This window comes from Amnibacterium sp. (assembly GCF_036559085.1).
GTDB lineage: Bacteria > Actinomycetota > Actinomycetes > Actinomycetales > Microbacteriaceae > Amnibacterium.
In genome coordinates, this window is the sequence record NZ_DATBTU010000070.1 from 61,625 (window position 1) to 78,062 (window position 16,438).

Annotated in this window: 16 protein-coding genes; 8 read left to right on the top strand and 8 right to left on the bottom strand. The window is 74.9% G+C overall.

Features of this window, described 5'->3' with window-relative positions:
• Window positions 1-84 precede the first annotated feature (84 nt).
• Genes VIG76_RS12840 through VIG76_RS12855 form a run of 4 tightly spaced genes read left to right on the top strand, consistent with a single transcriptional unit; the run spans window position 85 to window position 3,743 of the window.
• Window positions 85-693: a Chromate resistance protein ChrB gene (locus VIG76_RS12840; protein ID WP_331954762.1), complete on the top strand. Its 609-nt coding sequence runs from the start codon at window positions 85-87 to the stop codon at window positions 691-693.
• Between the two features lie 37 nt (window positions 694-730).
• Window positions 731-1,438 (top strand): RraA family protein, encoded by a 708-nt coding sequence (locus VIG76_RS12845; protein ID WP_331954764.1) that lies wholly within the window; start codon window positions 731-733, stop codon window positions 1,436-1,438.
• Window positions 1,438-2,217: a glycosyltransferase family A protein gene (locus tag VIG76_RS12850; protein WP_331954766.1), complete on the top strand. Its 780-nt coding sequence runs from the start codon at window positions 1,438-1,440 to the stop codon at window positions 2,215-2,217. The genes VIG76_RS12845 and VIG76_RS12850 overlap by 1 nt, the downstream gene beginning before the upstream one ends.
• Window positions 2,214-3,743: a phytoene desaturase family protein gene (locus VIG76_RS12855; protein WP_331954768.1), complete on the top strand. Its 1,530-nt coding sequence runs from the start codon at window positions 2,214-2,216 to the stop codon at window positions 3,741-3,743. The genes VIG76_RS12850 and VIG76_RS12855 overlap by 4 nt, the downstream gene beginning before the upstream one ends.
• A 7-nt stretch (window positions 3,744-3,750) precedes the next feature.
• On the opposite strand, the gene VIG76_RS12860 is transcribed toward VIG76_RS12855, so the two are convergent.
• From VIG76_RS12860 to VIG76_RS12870, 3 genes are all read right to left on the bottom strand, one after another.
• Window positions 3,751-4,857, bottom strand: coding sequence for a fatty acid desaturase family protein (locus tag VIG76_RS12860; RefSeq protein WP_331954770.1), 1,107 nt, complete (start codon window positions 4,855-4,857; stop codon window positions 3,751-3,753).
• 187 nt (window positions 4,858-5,044) lie between these two features.
• Window positions 5,045-5,704, bottom strand: coding sequence for a response regulator transcription factor (locus tag VIG76_RS12865; protein ID WP_331954773.1), 660 nt, complete (start codon window positions 5,702-5,704; stop codon window positions 5,045-5,047).
• Entirely contained in the window at window positions 5,701-6,963 is a 1,263-nt protein-coding gene (locus VIG76_RS12870) for a sensor histidine kinase (RefSeq protein ID WP_331954775.1), read from the bottom strand. The genes VIG76_RS12865 and VIG76_RS12870 overlap by 4 nt, the downstream gene beginning before the upstream one ends.
• 136 nt (window positions 6,964-7,099) lie before the next feature.
• Between VIG76_RS12870 and VIG76_RS12875 the strand changes: the two genes are divergently transcribed.
• Window positions 7,100-8,689, top strand: coding sequence for an alkaline phosphatase family protein (locus VIG76_RS12875; protein WP_331954777.1), 1,590 nt, complete (start codon window positions 7,100-7,102; stop codon window positions 8,687-8,689).
• Complete coding sequence (locus VIG76_RS12880; RefSeq protein ID WP_331954779.1) at window positions 8,686-9,288, top strand: hypothetical protein; 603 nt, start codon at window positions 8,686-8,688, stop codon at window positions 9,286-9,288. The genes VIG76_RS12875 and VIG76_RS12880 overlap by 4 nt, the downstream gene beginning before the upstream one ends.
• On the opposite strand, the gene VIG76_RS12885 is transcribed toward VIG76_RS12880, so the two are convergent.
• From VIG76_RS12885 to VIG76_RS12895, 3 genes are read right to left on the bottom strand one after another with little or no spacing between them, the layout of a single operon-like run.
• Window positions 9,269-10,204, bottom strand: a complete 936-nt coding sequence (locus VIG76_RS12885) for a DMT family transporter (protein ID WP_331954781.1) — start codon at window positions 10,202-10,204, stop codon at window positions 9,269-9,271. The genes VIG76_RS12880 and VIG76_RS12885 overlap by 20 nt on opposite strands.
• A gap of 6 nt (window positions 10,205-10,210) precedes the next feature.
• Entirely contained in the window at window positions 10,211-10,384 is a 174-nt protein-coding gene (locus VIG76_RS12890) for a hypothetical protein (protein WP_331954783.1), read from the bottom strand.
• Window positions 10,385-10,403: 19 nt separating this feature from the next.
• Window positions 10,404-10,535: a hypothetical protein gene (locus tag VIG76_RS12895; protein WP_331954785.1), complete on the bottom strand. Its 132-nt coding sequence runs from the start codon at window positions 10,533-10,535 to the stop codon at window positions 10,404-10,406.
• A 318-nt stretch (window positions 10,536-10,853) separates the two neighbouring features.
• Here VIG76_RS12895 and VIG76_RS12900 point away from each other — a divergent pair, with 318 nt between their 5' ends.
• On the top strand, window positions 10,854-11,987 hold the full coding sequence (locus VIG76_RS12900; protein WP_331954787.1) for an exonuclease SbcCD subunit D: 1,134 nt from the start codon (window positions 10,854-10,856) through the stop codon (window positions 11,985-11,987).
• Window positions 11,984-14,926: an AAA family ATPase gene (locus VIG76_RS12905; RefSeq protein WP_331954789.1), complete on the top strand. Its 2,943-nt coding sequence runs from the start codon at window positions 11,984-11,986 to the stop codon at window positions 14,924-14,926. The genes VIG76_RS12900 and VIG76_RS12905 overlap by 4 nt, the downstream gene beginning before the upstream one ends.
• 12 nt (window positions 14,927-14,938) lie before the next feature.
• Here the strand turns inward: VIG76_RS12905 and VIG76_RS12910 are convergent, their stop codons facing one another.
• Complete coding sequence (locus VIG76_RS12910) at window positions 14,939-15,214, bottom strand: hypothetical protein (protein ID WP_331954791.1); 276 nt, start codon at window positions 15,212-15,214, stop codon at window positions 14,939-14,941.
• Entirely contained in the window at window positions 15,211-16,392 is a 1,182-nt protein-coding gene (locus VIG76_RS12915) for an inorganic phosphate transporter (RefSeq protein WP_331954793.1), read from the bottom strand. The genes VIG76_RS12910 and VIG76_RS12915 overlap by 4 nt, the downstream gene beginning before the upstream one ends.
• Between the last annotated feature and the right edge of the window lie 46 nt (window positions 16,393-16,438).

The window sequence follows — 16,438 nt, forward strand, 5'->3', positions numbered from 1 at the left end:
TGACTGGACGCTCCCGGGGTATCTCCGGGGAGTTTTCAGAAAACGGGGCCAGCGGGGACCGAGGCTCCCGCGAAGGGAGTACGGATGGTTCTGCAACGGGAGGACGGTGGGGCCATGAACTGGGTGCTGCTGCTCGTGCAGCTGCCGTCCGACCCCTCGCGGCACCGGGTGGCGGTCTGGCGTGAGCTGCGCCGGGGCGGCGCGGTGCCGGTCGGTGCCGGCACGTGGGCGCTGCCGGCGTCGCCGGCGTTCCAGCCCGCGATCGATCGCGCGCGCTCGCTCTGCGACCGCGGCGGCGGCACCTTCGCGATCCTCGACTCCGTGCCCCGCGATGCGGAGTCCGAGCAGGTGCTGCGCGGGGCGTTCGTCAGCGCACGGCTCGAGGAGTGGAGCGAGTTCGGGCGCGACTGCGGCAAGTTCGAGCAGGAGATCGCCGACGAGGTCGCGAAGGGCACGCTCACCTTCAGCGAGCTCGAGGAGGAGGAGCAGAGCCTCGACCGGCTCCGGCGCTGGTACCGCGACCTCCGCAAGCGGGACGTGCTGCTGCTGCCGGAGGCCCGCGACGCCGAGCGCCGGCTCCGTGCCTGCGAGACGCTGCTGAACGACTTCGCCGAGCAGGTCTACGAAGCGGTCCGCGGCACCGACACCTGGTCCGGGGAGTTCCGCGCCATCCGCCCGGGCGACGTCGCCTGATGTGCTGACCGGATCGGCGCGCTGGCAGGATCGCTGCATGGACCCCGCCGCGCTCGCCGACCGGTTCGCCGCCCTCACGACCGCCCACGTGGCCGACGGCTGCCTCCGCGCGCAGGTGCCGGTGCGCTGCGGGCCCTCCGGGCTGCAGGCGGTCGTCGCCGGCTCCCGGGTCGCGGGCCGCGTGGCGCCGGCCCGGCACGCGGGCAGCGTCGACGTGTTCCTCGAGGCCTTCGAGCGCGCCGCCCCTGGCGACGTGCTCGTCGTGGACAACGGCGGGCGCCTCGACGAGAGCTGCGTCGGCGATCTCGTCACGCTGGAGGCGCAGGCCGCGGGCTTCGGCGGCATCGTCATCTGGGGCCTGCACCGCGACACCGCGGAGATCCGCCGGATCGGGCTGCCCGTGTTCAGCCTCGGCCGCATCCCGACCGGCCCGATCGACCATCCCGTCGCGACCCCGCGGACGATCAGCCCCGCGCAGGCGGGGGAGTGGACCGTCGACGCGGGCGATGTCGTGCTCGGCGACGACGACGGGGTGCTGTTCGTGCCCGTCGACCGTCTCGAGGAGGTGCTCGGCCACGCCGAGCGCATCCGCGACACCGAGACGGCGCAGGCGGACCGCATCCGCGGCGGCGTCTCCCTCCGCGACCAGGTGCGGCTGCGGGACTACCTCGCCCGCCGCGCCGGCGACCCCGAGTACACCTTCCGCCGGCACCTCCGCGAGGTCGGCGGCGAGATCGAGGTGTGATGGCCGAGCCCCTGCGCATCTCCGTCGTGCTGCCGGTCCGCGACGACGCCCAGGCGCTGCGCCGGTGCCTCGTCGCGCTGTCGTCGCTGAGCGACGGGCCGGACGAGGTCCTCGTCGTCGACAACGGGTCGAGCGACGCCACCGGCATGATCGCGCGCGAGGCCGGCGCCCGCGTCGTCCGCCAGCCCGTGCCGGGCATCGCGAAGGCGGCGGCCACCGGTTACGACGCGGCCACGGGCGACGTGATCGTGCGCTTCGACGCGGACGGGGTGCCGCCGGTCGACTGGATCGCGCGCATCCGCGCCGCCTTCACGGACGACCCCCGGCTCGCCGGGCTGACCGGGCCCGGGGTGTTCACCTCGCTGCCGATGCCGGTGCGGCTGCTCGCCGGCCTCGGCTACCACGGCGCCTACTTCGGGCTCATCGGCGCGATGCTCGGCCGCACCCCGCTCTACGGCTCGAACCTCGCGGTGCGGCGGACGGCCTGGCTCGCCGTCCGCGACCGGTTCCACCGCGACGACCCGATGGTCCACGACGACCTCTGCCTGACGGTCCACCTCGGCGACCGGCGCCTCCGCTTCGATCCGCGGATGGTCGTGGCCGTCTCGGCCCGCGCGGTCACGCCGGCGCGGCTGCGGGCCGCGGGCGCGAAGACGCGGCACACCGTGCGGATGCATCCGGAGGCGCTGCGCGCCACCCGCACCGGCCGGCTGGTCTCGCCGCTGCTCGGCGGCGGACGGATCGGCGCCCTGGTGCCGCCATGGGAGGAGGACGCATGACCGAGGCGGCCCACGTCGTGATCATCGGCGGTGGGCACAACGGGCTCACCGCCGCCGCCTACCTCGCGCGGGCGGGCCGCGGCGTGATCGTGCTCGAGCGCGCCGGCACGGTCGGCGGCGCGGCGGTGTCCGCGGCCCCTTTCGCCGGGGTCGAGGCGCGGCTGTCGCGCTACTCGTACCTCGTGAGCCTGCTGCCGGCGCGCATCCGCGAGGACCTTGGGCTGCGGCTCACCCTGCGGCGCCGCCGCTACGCCTCCTACACGCCGCTGCCCGGCAGCGACACCGGGCTGCTCGTGGACACCGGCGACCGGGCTGCCACCGCCGCCTCGTTCGCGGCGGTCGGCGCCGCCGAGGACGCGCGCGCCTACGACCGGTGGCTCGAGGACACGGCGGCGCTCGCCGCCGCGGTGTGGCCGACGATGCAGGGCCCGCTGCCGAGCGAGGCGGCGGTGCGGGAGCGGGTGCCGGACCGGGTCTGGCACGACCTCGTCGCGAGGCCGATCGGCGCGACCCTCCGCGAGCGCTTCCGCTCCGACCTCGTCGCCGGCATGGTCGCCACCGACGGCCTGATCGGCACGTTCGCGGCGCTCGACGAGCCCTCGCTGCAGCAGAACCTCTGCCTGCTCTACCACGTGATCGGCGGCGGCACGGGGGACTGGGACGTGCCGGTCGGCGGGATGGGCGCGGTCACCGGCGCGCTCGCCGACGCCGCGCGGGCGGCCGGGGCGCGGATCGTCACCGGCGCCGAGGTGACCGGGCTCGATCCGGACGGGCACGTCACCGCTGCCACGGCCGAGGGGGAGCGCGCCTTCGCAGGCGAGGTGGTGCTCGCGAACGTCGCGCCCGCGGTGCTCGAGCGGCTGCTCGGCCGGCCCGGCGGCCCGCTGCCGGAGGGTGCCCAGATCAAGGCGAACCTGCTGCTCACCAGGCTGCCGCGCCTCCGCGACCCCGGCGTGGCGCCCGGGGCGGCGTTCGCCGGGACCTTCCACGTGCACGAGGCCGCGTCGGAGCTGGACGCCGCGCACGCCGCGGCGTCCGCGGGACGCCTCGCGGATCCGCTGCCGCTCGAGACCTACTGCCACTCGCTCACCGACGGCAGCATCCTCGGCCCCGATCTCGTCGCCGCGGGCGTGCAGACCCTCACCGTCTTCGGGCTGCAGGCGCCGCACCGGCTCGGCCTCGACCGGGCCGCCGCCGAGGCGGCGGTGCTCGCGTCGCTCGACGACGTGCTCGCCGAGCCGATCGAGCCGCTGCTGCTGCCCGACGCCGACGGCCGGCCCTGCATCGAGGTGCGGACGACCGCGGACCTCGAGGACTCCCTCGGCATGCCGGGCGGCCACATCTTCCACGGCCCGCTCACCGCGCCCTGGCTGCCCGACGATGCGGCGACGGCGACCGCGGCCGAGCGCTGGGGCGTCGCGACGGCGGATCCGCGGATCCTGCTGTGCGGATCCGGGTCGCGCCGCGGTGGCGCCGTGTCCGGCCTCGGCGGGTACGCCGCCGCGCGGGCGGTGCTGGAGGGCTGAGCGGCCCCTACGCGGTGCGGAGCGCTGCGGCGGCAGGGCAGTCGAACGGGTCCGCCGCGCCGAGCCCGACCCGGTGGATGTAGCGGACGACGATCGCCCACGAGCCCGGCAGCGTCGCCTCGGTGTAGGGCACGCCGAGCTCGGCGCAGTAGCCCTTCACGATCGGGCGGGCGCGGTGCAGGTTGATGCTCGGCATGCTCGGGAAGAGGTGGTGCTCGATCTGGTAGTTGAGGCCGCCCATGCCGAGGGTGACCGGCCAGCCGCCCGTGATGTTGCGGGAGGTGAGCACCTGGCGGCGCAGGTAGTCGACCCGCTGCGACTCGTCGATGAGCGGCATGCCCTTGTGGTTCGGCGCGAACGCCGCGCCCATGGTGAAGCCGAAGACCATCACCTGCACGGCGAGGAACGCGATGCCGACGACCGGGCCGGCGGCCCAGATCACGAGCGCCGCGAAGCCGATCAGTCGGACGGCGATGAGGGCGAGCTCGAGGACGCGGTGCTTGACCTCGCCGCGGGCGGTGAGCATCCGCACGCTCTTCACGTGCAGGTCGAGGCCGGTGAGCGTCAGCACGGGGAAGAAGAACCAGCCCTGCTTGCGCATGAGCACGGCCGCCAGCCCGGTCCGCGCGGCCGCGTCGCGGGGCGTGAACACGAGCGCGTTCGCGTCCATGTCCATGTCCTTGCCCTCCGTGTTCGGGTTCGCATGGTGGCGCGAGTGCTTGTGCATCCACCAGCCGTAGCTGAGCCCGACGACGAGGTTCGCCATGACGCGCGACACCCACTCGTTGCGCTTGCCGGAGGTGAACATCTGCCGGTGCGCGCCGTCGTGGGCGAGGAAGCCGACCTGGGTGAACAGCAGGCCGAAGAGACCCGCGACGAGCAGCTGCCACCAGGTGTGGCCGAGCGTCACGAGGAGCACGGTGGCGACGGCGAAGGCTGTGGCGAGCAGGGCGACCCGGATCGCGTAGAAGCCGGGGCGGCGCTCGAGGAGGCCGGCGGCCTTCACGCGGCGCGTCAGCTCGGTGTAGTCGCTCGCGTGGCCCGCGACCGCGCCCCCGGCAGCGACACGTCGCGGCCTCGTGGTGCGGATGGGACGGGACACGACGGTGGTCATGCTGCAACGCTAGTTGGCGGCCCCCGTCCGGCGCGTCCCTCCGCGGAGCCGTTCCTCGCGGCCGGCCCGTACTACCGGGGTAGGGGGTCGTTCAACGCGCCGTTCCGGAGTTCCTGCGCGACACGCCGCATCCGACGCCCCAAGGCCGGCGTGTCGTGCGATCTCTCCGGAACGGCGCGATCGCGGGTCAGTCGCCGGCGACGACCAGCCCGGACTCGTAGGCGGCAACGACCGCCTGCGCGCGGTCGCGCAGCCCGAGCTTGCCGAGCACCCGCGAGACGTGGGTCTTCACGGTCTGCTCGGCGATGACGAGGGTCGTCGCGATCTCCTGGTTGCTGCGCCCCCTGGCCACCTCGACGAGCACCTCCCGCTCGCGCTGGGTGAGGCCGTCGAGGGTCGATCCCGACGCGGCGGCCGCGGGTTCCGGCGCTGCGGCGAGCCGCTCGATCAGCCGGCGGGTGACGCCGGGGGCGAGCAGCGCGTCGCCGCGGGCCACGACCCGCACGGCGGCCACGAGCTCGTCCGGCGGCGCGTCCTTCGTGAGGAAGCCGCTCGCGCCGGCCCGGATGGCGTCGAGCACGTAGTCGTCGACGTCGAACGTCGTCAGCACCACGACGCGGGTGCCGGGGCACTCGGCGACGATGCGCCGGGTCGCCGAGATGCCGTCGAGCACCGGCATCCGCACGTCCATGAGCACGACGTCGGGCGCCGTCGCGAGGGCGATCGCGATCGCCTCGGCACCGTTCTCGGCCTCGCCGACCACCTCGACGTCGGGCTGCGCGCCGAGCAGCGCGGCGAACCCGGCGCGCACCATCGCCTGGTCGTCGGCGACCAGCACCCGGATCATGCCGTCACCGCCGTGTGACGCAGCGGCAGGGCGGCGCGGATGCGGAACCCGCCGTCGTCGGAGGGGCCGGCCTCGACCGTCCCGCCGACGCTCGTGGCGCGCTCGCGCATGCCGACGAGACCGTGGCCCTCGCCGCGGTCGCCGGCCCCGACGACCACGGGCGACGGCGCCGCGGTGTTCTCGATCTCGATGCGGAGCAGGTCGCCGTCGCGGTGCGCGGCCACGAGCACGGCGGCGCCCGGCGCGTGCCGGATCGCGTTGGAGAGGGCCTCCTGCACGATGCGGTAGGCGACGAGCCCGGTCACGTCCCCGACGGCGGCGGCCTCGGCCGGCTGCAGCGGCTCGAAGCGCACCCGCATGCCGGCCCGCTCGGCCTCGGCCACCAGCCCCGCCACGTCGGCGACGTCGGGCTGAGGCGCGCGTGGCGACGTGTCCTCGCCGGCGCGCAGCACCGCGAGGAGCCCGCGCATCTCGTCGAGCGCCTGCCGCGACTTGTCCCCGATCTCCTCGAGCTCGGCGATCGCGGCCGGCCCGAACTCGGGGTGCCGGAACCGGGCGGTGGAGGACTGCACGGTGATGATCGACATGCTGTGCGCGATCACGTCGTGCAGCTCGCGGGCGATCCGGGCGCGCTCCTCCATGACGACGCGGCGCGAGGCCTCGGTCGCGCTGATCCGCCGCTCGGTGATGAGCTGAGCGCGGATGCTGCCCCACTCCGCGGTGACGAGGGCGACGATCACGGACGCGCCGCTGATGCCGCCGAAGGTGACGACGCTGGCGCTCGTCGCGTCGGAGGCGTGGGGAAGGAGCGCCGCCGCGAGGATCGCGGGCGCCCCTGTCGCGAGCAGCCAGTAGAGCAGCGCCGCCGGCCACGGCACCTTCAGGGCCACGACGACGAGCACGAGGGTCTCGGTGACGATGAGCACCGGCCACCACGGCCACACGGCGGAGCCGGTGCTCGCCGCCTGCAGTCCGAGCACGGCGGCGACCGACAGCGGGGCGGCGAGGTGCGGTCGCACCACGGCGAGCGGCAGCGAGCCGGCGTGCAGCAGCGCGAGGACGAACGCGAGGAGCAGGGGCACGTCGTGCCCGACCGCGGCCAGCGGGGTCTCGATCAGCACGAGGGTCATGCCCGCCGCCACCGCGGCCACGACCAGCGCCCGGTCGTATCGGATGCGGGCGGCGAACGCGGCCACAGGGGTGACGACTGCGGTCACCCGGCGGCGCACCCCGGAGGGCGCCGTGCTGGAGGCGCTCACGATCCCTCCATCCGACCTGTCAACGATACGCGGCCGCATCGCGCGCCACGCGCACCCGGCGGACTCCCAGCCGCCGTCGCCGTCCGTTCACCCGCAGGCGACTGCCGATTCACCCGGGGCGGGTCGACTCGGCCTCGTGCGAACCCCACGGACGGCGCTGAAGCGCCTGGTCAGACCACTCGCCGCAGCGGCGGCGCTCGTCACCGCCGCAACGGCGATCACCCTCGGCGCGGCGGGCGGCGCCGCCGCCGAACCCGCCCACCACGGAGCCACCCCGCCGATCAAGCACGTGTGGCTGATCATCCTCGAGAACAAGTCCTACGAGGCCTCGTTCACCGGCCTGAACCAGAACTCGTACCTCTGGAAGACGCTGCCGACCTACGGTGCGCTGCTGCGCCAGTACTACGGCACCGGTCACTTCAGCCAGGACAACTACCTGTCGATGGTCAGCGGCCAGGGCGCCTCACCCGGACCCCAGGCCGACTGCCCGCTCTACAACCCGACCGGCCCACTGCAGAAGGTGGCCGACGGGCAGTACAAGATCCTGCAGGACACCAAGAACGCCGACGGGACCTATTCCAACGGCTCGAAGCAGCCCGGCTGCGTGTTCGGCTCGCAGGTGCCCACCCTGTTCAACCAGCTCGACGCGGCGAAGGTGAGCTGGAAGGGCTACATGCAGGACATGGGCAACGACCCGTCCCGTGAGCAGACCACCTGCGGCGCCCCCGTCGGCGGCGTGAGCGCCACCACCCCTGACCCCGGTGCTGCCGAGGGGCCGTACGCGTCGCCCGCCTCGCTGCAGAACCCGTCGACCACGGTCGACGACCAGTACGTGCCGAAGCACAACCCGTTCCCCTGGTTCGGCTCCCTGCTGAGCAACGGCGACTGCGCGAAGAAGGTGGTGCCGCTGGCCGAGAACCTGCTGCACGACCTGAGGAGCGAGAGGACGACCCCGGCGTTCTCCTGGATCTCCCCGAACAACTGCAGCGACGCCCACGACGCCACCTGCAAGGGCGACAACCTCTCCGGCGGCTCGAACGCGCTCACCGGCGCCAAGAAGACGCCGGCGAACACGCAGGGCGGCCTGTACGCGTCGGACCTCTTCCTCCAGCAGGTCGTGCCCGCGATCATGCGGAGCAAGGCCTACCAGGACGGCGGGATGATCGACATCACGTTCGACGAGGGCTTCCCGCCGTACAAGATCTACGGCAACTCCATCGCCGACCAGCGGTACGCGGCTGACTCGGGCCTCGGCACCGTCACCGGCGCCGCGAACACGACGAACAACGGCGCCTCGGTCGAGTCGCAGGCGAACACGGCGCAGTCCGTGGTGGCCTGCTGCAACGAGCTGCCGGGACCGAACACCACCCAGCCGGGCTTCCAGGCGTTCAACCAGGACACGACCCCCGGCGGCGGGATCACCGGATCCGTGCTGATCAGCCCGTACATCACCCCGGGCTCCGTCACCGACCAGCCGTACAACCACTACAGCTGGCTGCGGTCGATGGAGGACCTGTTCGGCATCCACCGCGGTGGCACCGACGGCATGGGGCACCTCGGCTACGCCGCGGCGGACGGCCTGCGCCCGTTCGGCCCCGACGTGTTCAACAACCCGTCGGGCCGGGTGCTGAAGCCCCGCCCCTCCGGTACCGGCGGGGTCTACGCGGCCGTCGCCGGCGTGCACGAGCTCGACCGCCCGGTGTCCTACGAGCCGATCGACAGGTGACCGCATCCGCTCGCCGCGGCCCCGGGAGCATCCGCTCCCGGGGCCGCGGCCTCATCCTCCCCGCCGTCGTCGCGCTGCTCGTCGCCGGGCTGACCGGCTGCACGCAGGCCGCGCCGGCGGCCCCCGCCGCGGAGCACGCTCCCGGCGCCGGGTCCTACCCGGTGGCCACCGCGGGCGCGAACGTCCGGGCGCTGCAGGAGGTGTCGACCGGCGGCTACCGGCTCGTCGCGGCCGGCGACCCGGTCCGCGTGCACCTCGGCGGCACGACCGCCCTGATCACGGTCGCGGGGCCCGACGTCGCCGTGCCGGTCCCGAAGCCGGGGGAGCCCATCAGCGCCGCCACGGCGCCCGGGGTGCTCACGGTCACCGTCGTGGTGTCGACGGGCGCGGTCCATGCCTCGGCCTCGACCTTCCTCGGCCTCGATCAGAAGGCGCTGCCGATCCGGCTCACCCCCGACGCGTCTGCGATCGAGGCGACCCCGGGGCATCCGGCGACACTGCACCTGCGGTCCCGGTTCGGGACCGGGCACACCACGCTCACCTGGCAGCCGACAGGCAAGCCCCTGATCACGTGGGACTTCACGGTCGAGATCGACTAGCGGCGCGATCGGCCGGACGGTCGCGGCTGCCCGCCTCGGGCTGGTGCCGCGCGAGCAGCAGCACCCCGCCGATCGCGACGATCCCCGCGGCGACGAACACCGCGAACGCGGTGGGCGGAGCCGACGCGGCCTCCCCGAGCACCGCGATGCCGATCGTCACCGCCACGAGCGGATCGACGACCGTCAGCGCCGCGACCACGAGGTCGGGGGAGCCGGCCGCGTAGGCCGCCTGCACGAGCCCGAGCCCGATCGTGCCGGCGAGCAGCAGCGCGAGGACGGCGCCGAGCGTCAGCCAGTCGACTGGCTGGAACCCGGAGCCGCTCTGCACCACGTGCTGGAGCCGGCCGATCACGAGCTTGGCGAGCGTCGCGACGAAGCCGAACAGCAGCGCGGCGGTCAGGGCCGATCGCAGCGCCGACGGCCGGCCGCGGAGCACGAGCAGCAGGGCCCCGGCGACCAGCAGGACGCCGCCGAGCACGGCGAGCACGATCCCGGTCTGGAGCGCACGCGGCGACCCCGATGATGTGGTGAGCGACGCCGTGACGACGAACGTCGTGACGCCGGCGAGGCAGATGACGATGGCGAGCTTCGCCCGGCCCGGGATGCGTGCCCGGTTCATCCGGGTGTCGAGCAGCACGGTGATGACGAGCGCCAGCGCGCCGATCGGCTGCACGACCGCGATCGGGGCGAACAGCAGGCTGACGAGCTGGAGCGCGACGGCGATGCCGAGGATCGTCGAGCCGCCGAGCCAGCGCGGGGTCGACAGCAGCGCGATCAGGCGTTCGAGGACGTTCCGGCTCCCGCCGGGGTCCGCCTGCTCCTCGACCCGGGTCGCGCCCTGGTTCTGCAGCTGCGCGCCGAGCGCGAGGAGGACGGCCGCGACGACCGCGACCGGGATGCCGAGGACGGCGACCACGCCGGGTCAGGCGCGCTCGTCGTCCTCGTCGCCCGGCAACGGGCCGAAGCCCTCGCCGGTGTCCTCGCGGCCGCTCTCGTCGGCGGAGCCGGGCTCCCCGGCCAGCAGCGCGGCGTCGTTCTCCGCCTCCTCGGGGTGGGGCTGCAGGTTGTTGTTCGGGATGGGCTTCGGGTCGCTCATGTCAGTCGCTCCTCGCGTCTCAGGCGGCCAGGGACCTGGCCGGGGCACCGCAGATCGGGCAGCGCCAGCCGACGATCGTCTGGGTCATCCGCATCCCGTCCGCGGGGCAGACGGGAACGAGCGTGGGGAGGGTCGGCGCGTCTTCGGGCATGAAGGCATGCTGCATGCCGCACCTGACATCCGACCGGGCGACCGTTTCGAAGGCGCCGAGACGAGGCTGTCAGCGGGCCAAGCCTCCGCTCGGCCGCAAACGGGGGATCCCGGTCGCCGGCGGAGGACGACGAGGCCCTTCCCAGCCTCCCCTCGCCACGAGGTCGTCCATCCGGGGAAAGCCCCGGGCGTAGGCACTGGTGCCGCGCGTAGGCCAAGTGGCGGCGTGTCGGCCTCCACCCGGGACCATCCCCTACGGCCGGCTCGCGGGGGAGGGCGCCTCGCAGCGCTGTCGGCGGCCGACCCTAGCCTTCGTCGCATGCGCCTGCTGCACACCTCGGACTGGCACATCGGCCGCACGTTCCACACCCACAGCACGCTCGAGCACCTCGGGGTGGTGCTCGAGGCGCTCGTGCGCGCGGTCGAGCAGCAGCGGATCGACGTGGTGCTGATCGCCGGGGACGTCTTCGACTCCTCCACGCCGTCGACCGCCGCGATCGAGCTGTTCCAGAGCGCGCTGGCCGGCATCCGGCACGCGGGCGCGCAGATCGTCCTGACGAGCGGCAACCACGACTCGGTCACCCGGCTCGGCATGCATGCCGACTGGCTCGGGCAGGCGGGCATCCACCTCGTCACCCGCACGGACCGGATCGGCTCGCCGGTGCTGCTCGCCGATCAGCACGGCCCCGTCGCGATCTACGGCATCCCGTACCTCGAGCCGGCCCTGTTCGCCCAGGAGCGGCCGGGGGTGCGCGTCCGCACCCATGAGCAGGCGCTCGCGGCCGCGATGGCCGAGGTGTGCGCGGACCTCGCGGAGCGGGGCGGCCGCTCGGTCGTGCTCGCGCACTGCTTCGCCGCCGGGGTGCCCGCCGGCGACGTCGAGCGCGACCTCAGCCGCGGCGGCCTCGACCTGGTCCCGGCGTCGGTGTTCGACGGCCCCGACTACGTCGCCCTCGGCCACATCCACGGCCGGGCCGAGCTCAGCCCGCGCGTCCGCTACTCGGGGGCGCCGCTGCACTACTCCTTCGGCGAGGCCGGCAAGCGACGCGGCGGCTGGATCGTCGACCTCGGCCCCGACGGGCTCGCGGACGTCGCCTGGCTCGACCTGCCGGTGCCGCGGCCGCTCGCGGTGCTCACCGGGCCGCTCGAGACGCTGCTCACCGACGAGGCGCTCGACGCCTCGGCCGACGCCTGGGTGAAGGCGGTCGTCACCGACCAGGTGCGGCCGACCGACGGCATGCGCCGTCTGCAGCGGCGGTTCCCGCACTGCGTCGCCTTCGAGTGGCGGCCCGACACGGTCGCCGACGCCGGCAGCGCCTCCTACGCGGAGCGGGTGCGCGGGAGATCGGATGTCGACCTGGTCGCCGACTTCCTCGCCCTCACCCGCAACGGCGCGGGACCCACCGAGTTCGAGCGCGACCTCGTGACGCGCCTGCTCGCGGGTGCCGCATGAGGATCCTCGGCCTGAAGGTCGCGGGCTTCGGGCCCTACCGCAGCGAGCAGACCATCGACTTCCGGCGCTTCGACGACGACGGCATCTTCCTCATCGCCGGCCGCACCGGCGCGGGCAAGTCGAGCATCCTCGACGCCGTCTGCTTCGCCCTCTACGGCGACGTGCCCCGGTACGAGAAGCGCGAGAGCCAGGTGCGCAGCCAGCACTGCGGGCCGGCCGACCCGAGCGAGGTGGAGCTCGAGTTCCAGGTGCGGCACGTGGTCTACCGGATCCGCCGCACGCCCCGGTACGAGCGGTTGAAGCGCTCAGGCAGCGGCACGACCACCGCCGAGCCCGAGGCCGAGCTCGCGATCCTCGAGGCGGACGGCCCGCGGATCGTCGCCACGCGGCCGAAGGAGGTCGGCATCGCCCTCGCCGAGCTGCTGCCGATCAGCCGCGACCAGTTCCTGCAGGTCGTGCTGCTCGCGCAGAACCGGTTCCAGGAGTTCCTCCTCGCACCCACCGACAAGCGCCGCGAGCTGCTGCGCACCCTCTTCGGCACCGACCGGTTCCAGCGGCTCGAGCGCGACCTGCTCGAGACGCGCAGCCGCTCCGCCGCCGAGCTCGAGGCCACCGCGAGGGATGTGGCGGCGCGGGCCGACGCGGTCGCCGAGCAGACCGGCGCGGAGCGGCCGGCCGAGCCCGACGCGGCGTGGTTCGCCGGCGCTGCCGACGAGGCGGAGGCGGCGGCCGAGACGGCGGAGGCCGACGCGGCAGTCGCCCGCGCGCGCGCCGAGGCGGCCGAGCGCATGCTCGCCGGCGCCCTCGCCACCCAGGAGCTGCAGGCCCGCCGCGACGCCGCCCGGCTCCGGCTCGCCGAGCTCGCGGCCGACGACGAACGGATCGCGGCGCTCCGGTCCCGGCTCGCCGCGGCCCGGCGCGCCGACGCCGTGCACCCGCGGATCGCCGCGCAGGAGCGCGCGGCCGCCGACCTCGCCACCGCCACCGCACGGCAGTCGCAGGCGGCGGAGGCGCTGCTGCAGCACCCGGCGCCGGACGGGCTGACGACCGAGGAGCGCATCGAGGCCCTGCTCACCGCCAGGGGCGCGCTCAGCCACCCGCTGGCCGTCGAGGGCACGCTCCCCGCCCAGCGGCAGGCGCTCGCCGCGGCGCGGACCGACGCCGCAGCGGCCGCCGCCGCGATCCAGGAGCTCGAGACCCGGCTGGCGACGCTGCCCGAACGGATCGCCGCCCTCGACACCGAGCTCGCCGCCCTCGCCCTGGCCGCCGCGGACGCGGACCCGGCCACCGCGCGGGCCGCGGAGCTCACCGCGGCCCTCACCGCGGCGCAGGAGGCCACCCGGCTGGCCGAGCGCACGGGCGGGGCGCGACGGGCGGAGGCGGCTGCGGCCGCCGACGCCGCCGCAGCCGCCGCCCGGCTCGACGCCGCCCTCACCGGGCGGATCGCCGGGCAGGCGGTCGAGCTCGCCGCTGCCCTCGTGCCCGGTGACCCGTGCCCGGTGTGCGGGTCGCTCGAGCACCCCGCCCCGGTGCGGAGCGATGCGCCGGCCGTCACGGCCGCCGAGGTCGCTGCGGCCCGCAGCGCGTCGAGCGCGGCGCAGGCCGCCCTGACCGCCGCCGCCGCGACCGCGGCCGAGGCCGAGCGCCGGCTCGCCGCCGCCGAGGCCGCCGCAGGCGGCCGCGACGTGTCGGCGCTCGAGGAGCAGCTCGCTGCGGCACGGGAACGCATCCGCGTCGCGCTGGCCGCCCCCGAGGCGCGGACCGGTCTGAGCTCGGAGCGCGCTGCGGCGGCCGACGATGCCGCGGCCGGGGCCCAGCGCCTCGTGCAGGCCCGGGAGCACCGCGCCGCCGCGGAGGCGGGCGCCGCCGCCCTCGAGTCCGCGCTCGCGCGGGACGTCGCGGTCGTCGCCGAAGGCCGGGGCGACGCCCCGTCCGTCGCAGCCCGTGCCGCACGCCTCGAGGACGAGCTCGCCGCCGTCCGCGACGCCGCTGCCGCCGACGCCGCCGTGCGCCGCGCCGAGGCGGCGCTCGAGGAGACCACCGAGGCGCTCCGGCTGTCGCTCGCGGACCAGGGCTTCACCGACGCGGCCGAGGCGGCCGCCGCGCGGCTGGACGGCACGGCCGAGGCCGCAGCCGACGCCGCGGTGCGCGCGCACGAGCAGGGCGCCGCGACCGCCCGCGAGGTGCTCGCCGAACCCACGCTGGCCGCCCTGCCCGAGGAGCCGGTCGATCCGCAGCCGGAACGGGACGCCAGGGACGCCGCCGCGGCCGCGTTCGAGACGGCGGTGGCGACCGCCGGCGCCCTCGGCGGCCGCGCCCGCGCCGTCCGGAGCGGGGCGTCCGCCGCGATCGCGCTGCTCGAGACGTCCGCCGAGGCGGGGGAGCGGTACCGGCAGGTGCGCGACCTCGCGGCCACGGTGCACGGCGACGAGCCGAACACCCGCCGCATGCGGCTCGAGACCTACGTGCTCGCGGCGCAGCTCGAGCAGATCATCGCGGCTGCGAACCTGCGGCTCGAGCGGATGACCGCAGGCCGGTACGCGCTCGACCTGGACGACGAGCGGCAGCACCGCAACGTGGAGACCGGCCTCGGCATCGGGGTCCGCGACGCCCACACCGGTCTCGTCCGGCAGGCGGCCTCGCTGTCGGGAGGCGAGATGTTCCTCGCCTCCCTCGCGCTCGCGCTCGGACTCGCCGAGGTCGTGTCCGCGCAGGCAGGCGGCATCCGCCTCGACACGCTCTTCGTCGACGAGGGCTTCGGGTCGCTCGACGCCGAGACCCTCGATACGGCCATGGCCGCCCTCGACGACCTGCGCACCGGTGGCCGCACGATCGGCCTCATCAGCCACGTCGAGTCGATGCAGGAGCGGATCCCCGCCCGGCTCGCCGTCGAGGTGCTCCCCACCGGCGACAGCCGGGTGGTGCAGCCCGCCGCGTGACGGGCGGCGGCCTCACTGGTGCAGCGCCGGGATGATCAGGTAGATGCCGTAGAGCGCGACGGCGGCGGCGAGCACGAACAGCACGACCGCGCCGACGGTCGCGGCTCGGGGCCGCTGCGGGCCCTCCACATCGTCCATCTCCTCGTCCCGCGCGGCGCCGGCCGCGGCGGCGCCGCGCGGCGGGGTCGCGAGCAGCCGGATGCCGGTCGCGAACAGGGCCACGACCAGGCAGGCCGAGACGATGGACGCGAAGAAGACCGTCACGAAGGAGAGCCAGTCGATCGTCATGCTGCCGCCCCCCGTCGGTCGCGCTTCTTCGGGCGGTGCACGGCGGCGCCGGCGGCGGCCACCTCGCGCTCGAGGCTGCTGGCGTCGATCCGCTCCGGCCGGGCGCGGAGGAAGACCGCGATCATGAAGCCGACGCCGAGCACCGTGTCGATCACGATTCCCGCCGGCCCCAGCTTCACGAGCAGGGCAGCGACCGCGCCGACGACGGCGGCCGACGGCAGGGTGAACACCCAGCCGGTGACGATCCGCCTGGCGGTCGCCCAGCGGACCACGGAGCCGCGCCGCCCGAGGCCGGAGCCGATCACCGAACCGGACGCGACATGCGTCGTCGAGAGGGCGAAGCCGAGGTGGCTCGACGCGAGGATCGTCGAGGCCGTGCTCACCTCGGCGGCGAAGCCCTGGGCGGGCTTCACGGCGGTCAGGCCGGTGCCGAGCGTCTTGATGATGCGCCAGCCGCCCGTGTAGGTGCCGATGGCGATGGCGATCGCGCAGGCGGTGATCACCCAGACCTGCGGCGGCGTGTTCGGCGGCTGCAGGCCGGCGGCGACGAGCGTCAACGTGATGACGCCCATCGTCTTCTGGGCGTCGTTCGTGCCGTGCGCGAGGGCGACGAGCGAGGAGGAGAACACCTGCCCGACGCGGAAGACGCGACGCCCGTCGGGGCGCCCGTCGTGGCGCCTCGTGATCGAGTAGGCGATGCGCGTGGCGAGGAACGCGACGATCCCGGCGGTGAACGGCGCGAGCACGGCGGGGATGATCACCTTGCCGAACAGCGTCGCGTAGTCGATGGAGTCGAACCCGGCACCGACGATGGCGGCGCCCACGAGGCCGCCGAAGAGCGCGTGGCTCGACGAGGACGGCAGCCCGAAGTACCACGTCGTGATGTTCCACACGATCGCCCCGATCAGCCCGGCGAAGACGATGGCGGGCCCCACCACGACGCCGCCCGAGCCCTCCTTGATGAGGCCGCCCGAGATGGTCTGCGCGACGGTCGTCGAGAGGAACGCGCCGACGAGGTTGAGCACGGCGGCGACCGCGACGGCGACCTTCGGCCGCATCGCGCCGGTGGCGATGGGTGTCGCCATCGCGTTCGCGGTGTCATGGAAGCCGTTGGTGAAGTCGAAGACGAGCGCGAGCGCGACGACGAGGACGACGAGGGCGGCGGTCGCGGCGGTCACTGCGCTCCCGCTCTTCGCGTTTCAGACACCCGAGGATGCTAGGGGC

Excerpts from the sequence above, each read along its gene's own strand:
- VIG76_RS12840 (WP_331954762.1), top strand. The coding sequence starts at position 85 with ATGGTTCTGCAACGGGAGGACGGTGGGGCCATGAACTGGGTGCTGCTG.
- VIG76_RS12845 (WP_331954764.1), top strand. The coding sequence starts at position 731 with ATGGACCCCGCCGCGCTCGCCGACCGGTTCGCCGCCCTCACGACCGCC.
- VIG76_RS12850 (WP_331954766.1), top strand. The coding sequence starts at position 1,438 with ATGGCCGAGCCCCTGCGCATCTCCGTCGTGCTGCCGGTCCGCGACGAC.
- VIG76_RS12855 (WP_331954768.1), top strand. The coding sequence starts at position 2,214 with ATGACCGAGGCGGCCCACGTCGTGATCATCGGCGGTGGGCACAACGGG.
- VIG76_RS12860 (WP_331954770.1), bottom strand. The coding sequence starts at position 4,857 with ATGACCACCGTCGTGTCCCGTCCCATCCGCACCACGAGGCCGCGACGT.
- VIG76_RS12865 (WP_331954773.1), bottom strand. The coding sequence starts at position 5,704 with ATGATCCGGGTGCTGGTCGCCGACGACCAGGCGATGGTGCGCGCCGGG.
- VIG76_RS12890 (WP_331954783.1), bottom strand. The coding sequence starts at position 10,384 with ATGAGCGACCCGAAGCCCATCCCGAACAACAACCTGCAGCCCCACCCC.
- VIG76_RS12895 (WP_331954785.1), bottom strand. The coding sequence starts at position 10,535 with ATGCCCGAAGACGCGCCGACCCTCCCCACGCTCGTTCCCGTCTGCCCC.
- VIG76_RS12900 (WP_331954787.1), top strand. The coding sequence starts at position 10,854 with ATGCGCCTGCTGCACACCTCGGACTGGCACATCGGCCGCACGTTCCAC.
- VIG76_RS12905 (WP_331954789.1), top strand. The coding sequence starts at position 11,984 with ATGAGGATCCTCGGCCTGAAGGTCGCGGGCTTCGGGCCCTACCGCAGC.
- VIG76_RS12910 (WP_331954791.1), bottom strand. The coding sequence starts at position 15,214 with ATGACGATCGACTGGCTCTCCTTCGTGACGGTCTTCTTCGCGTCCATC.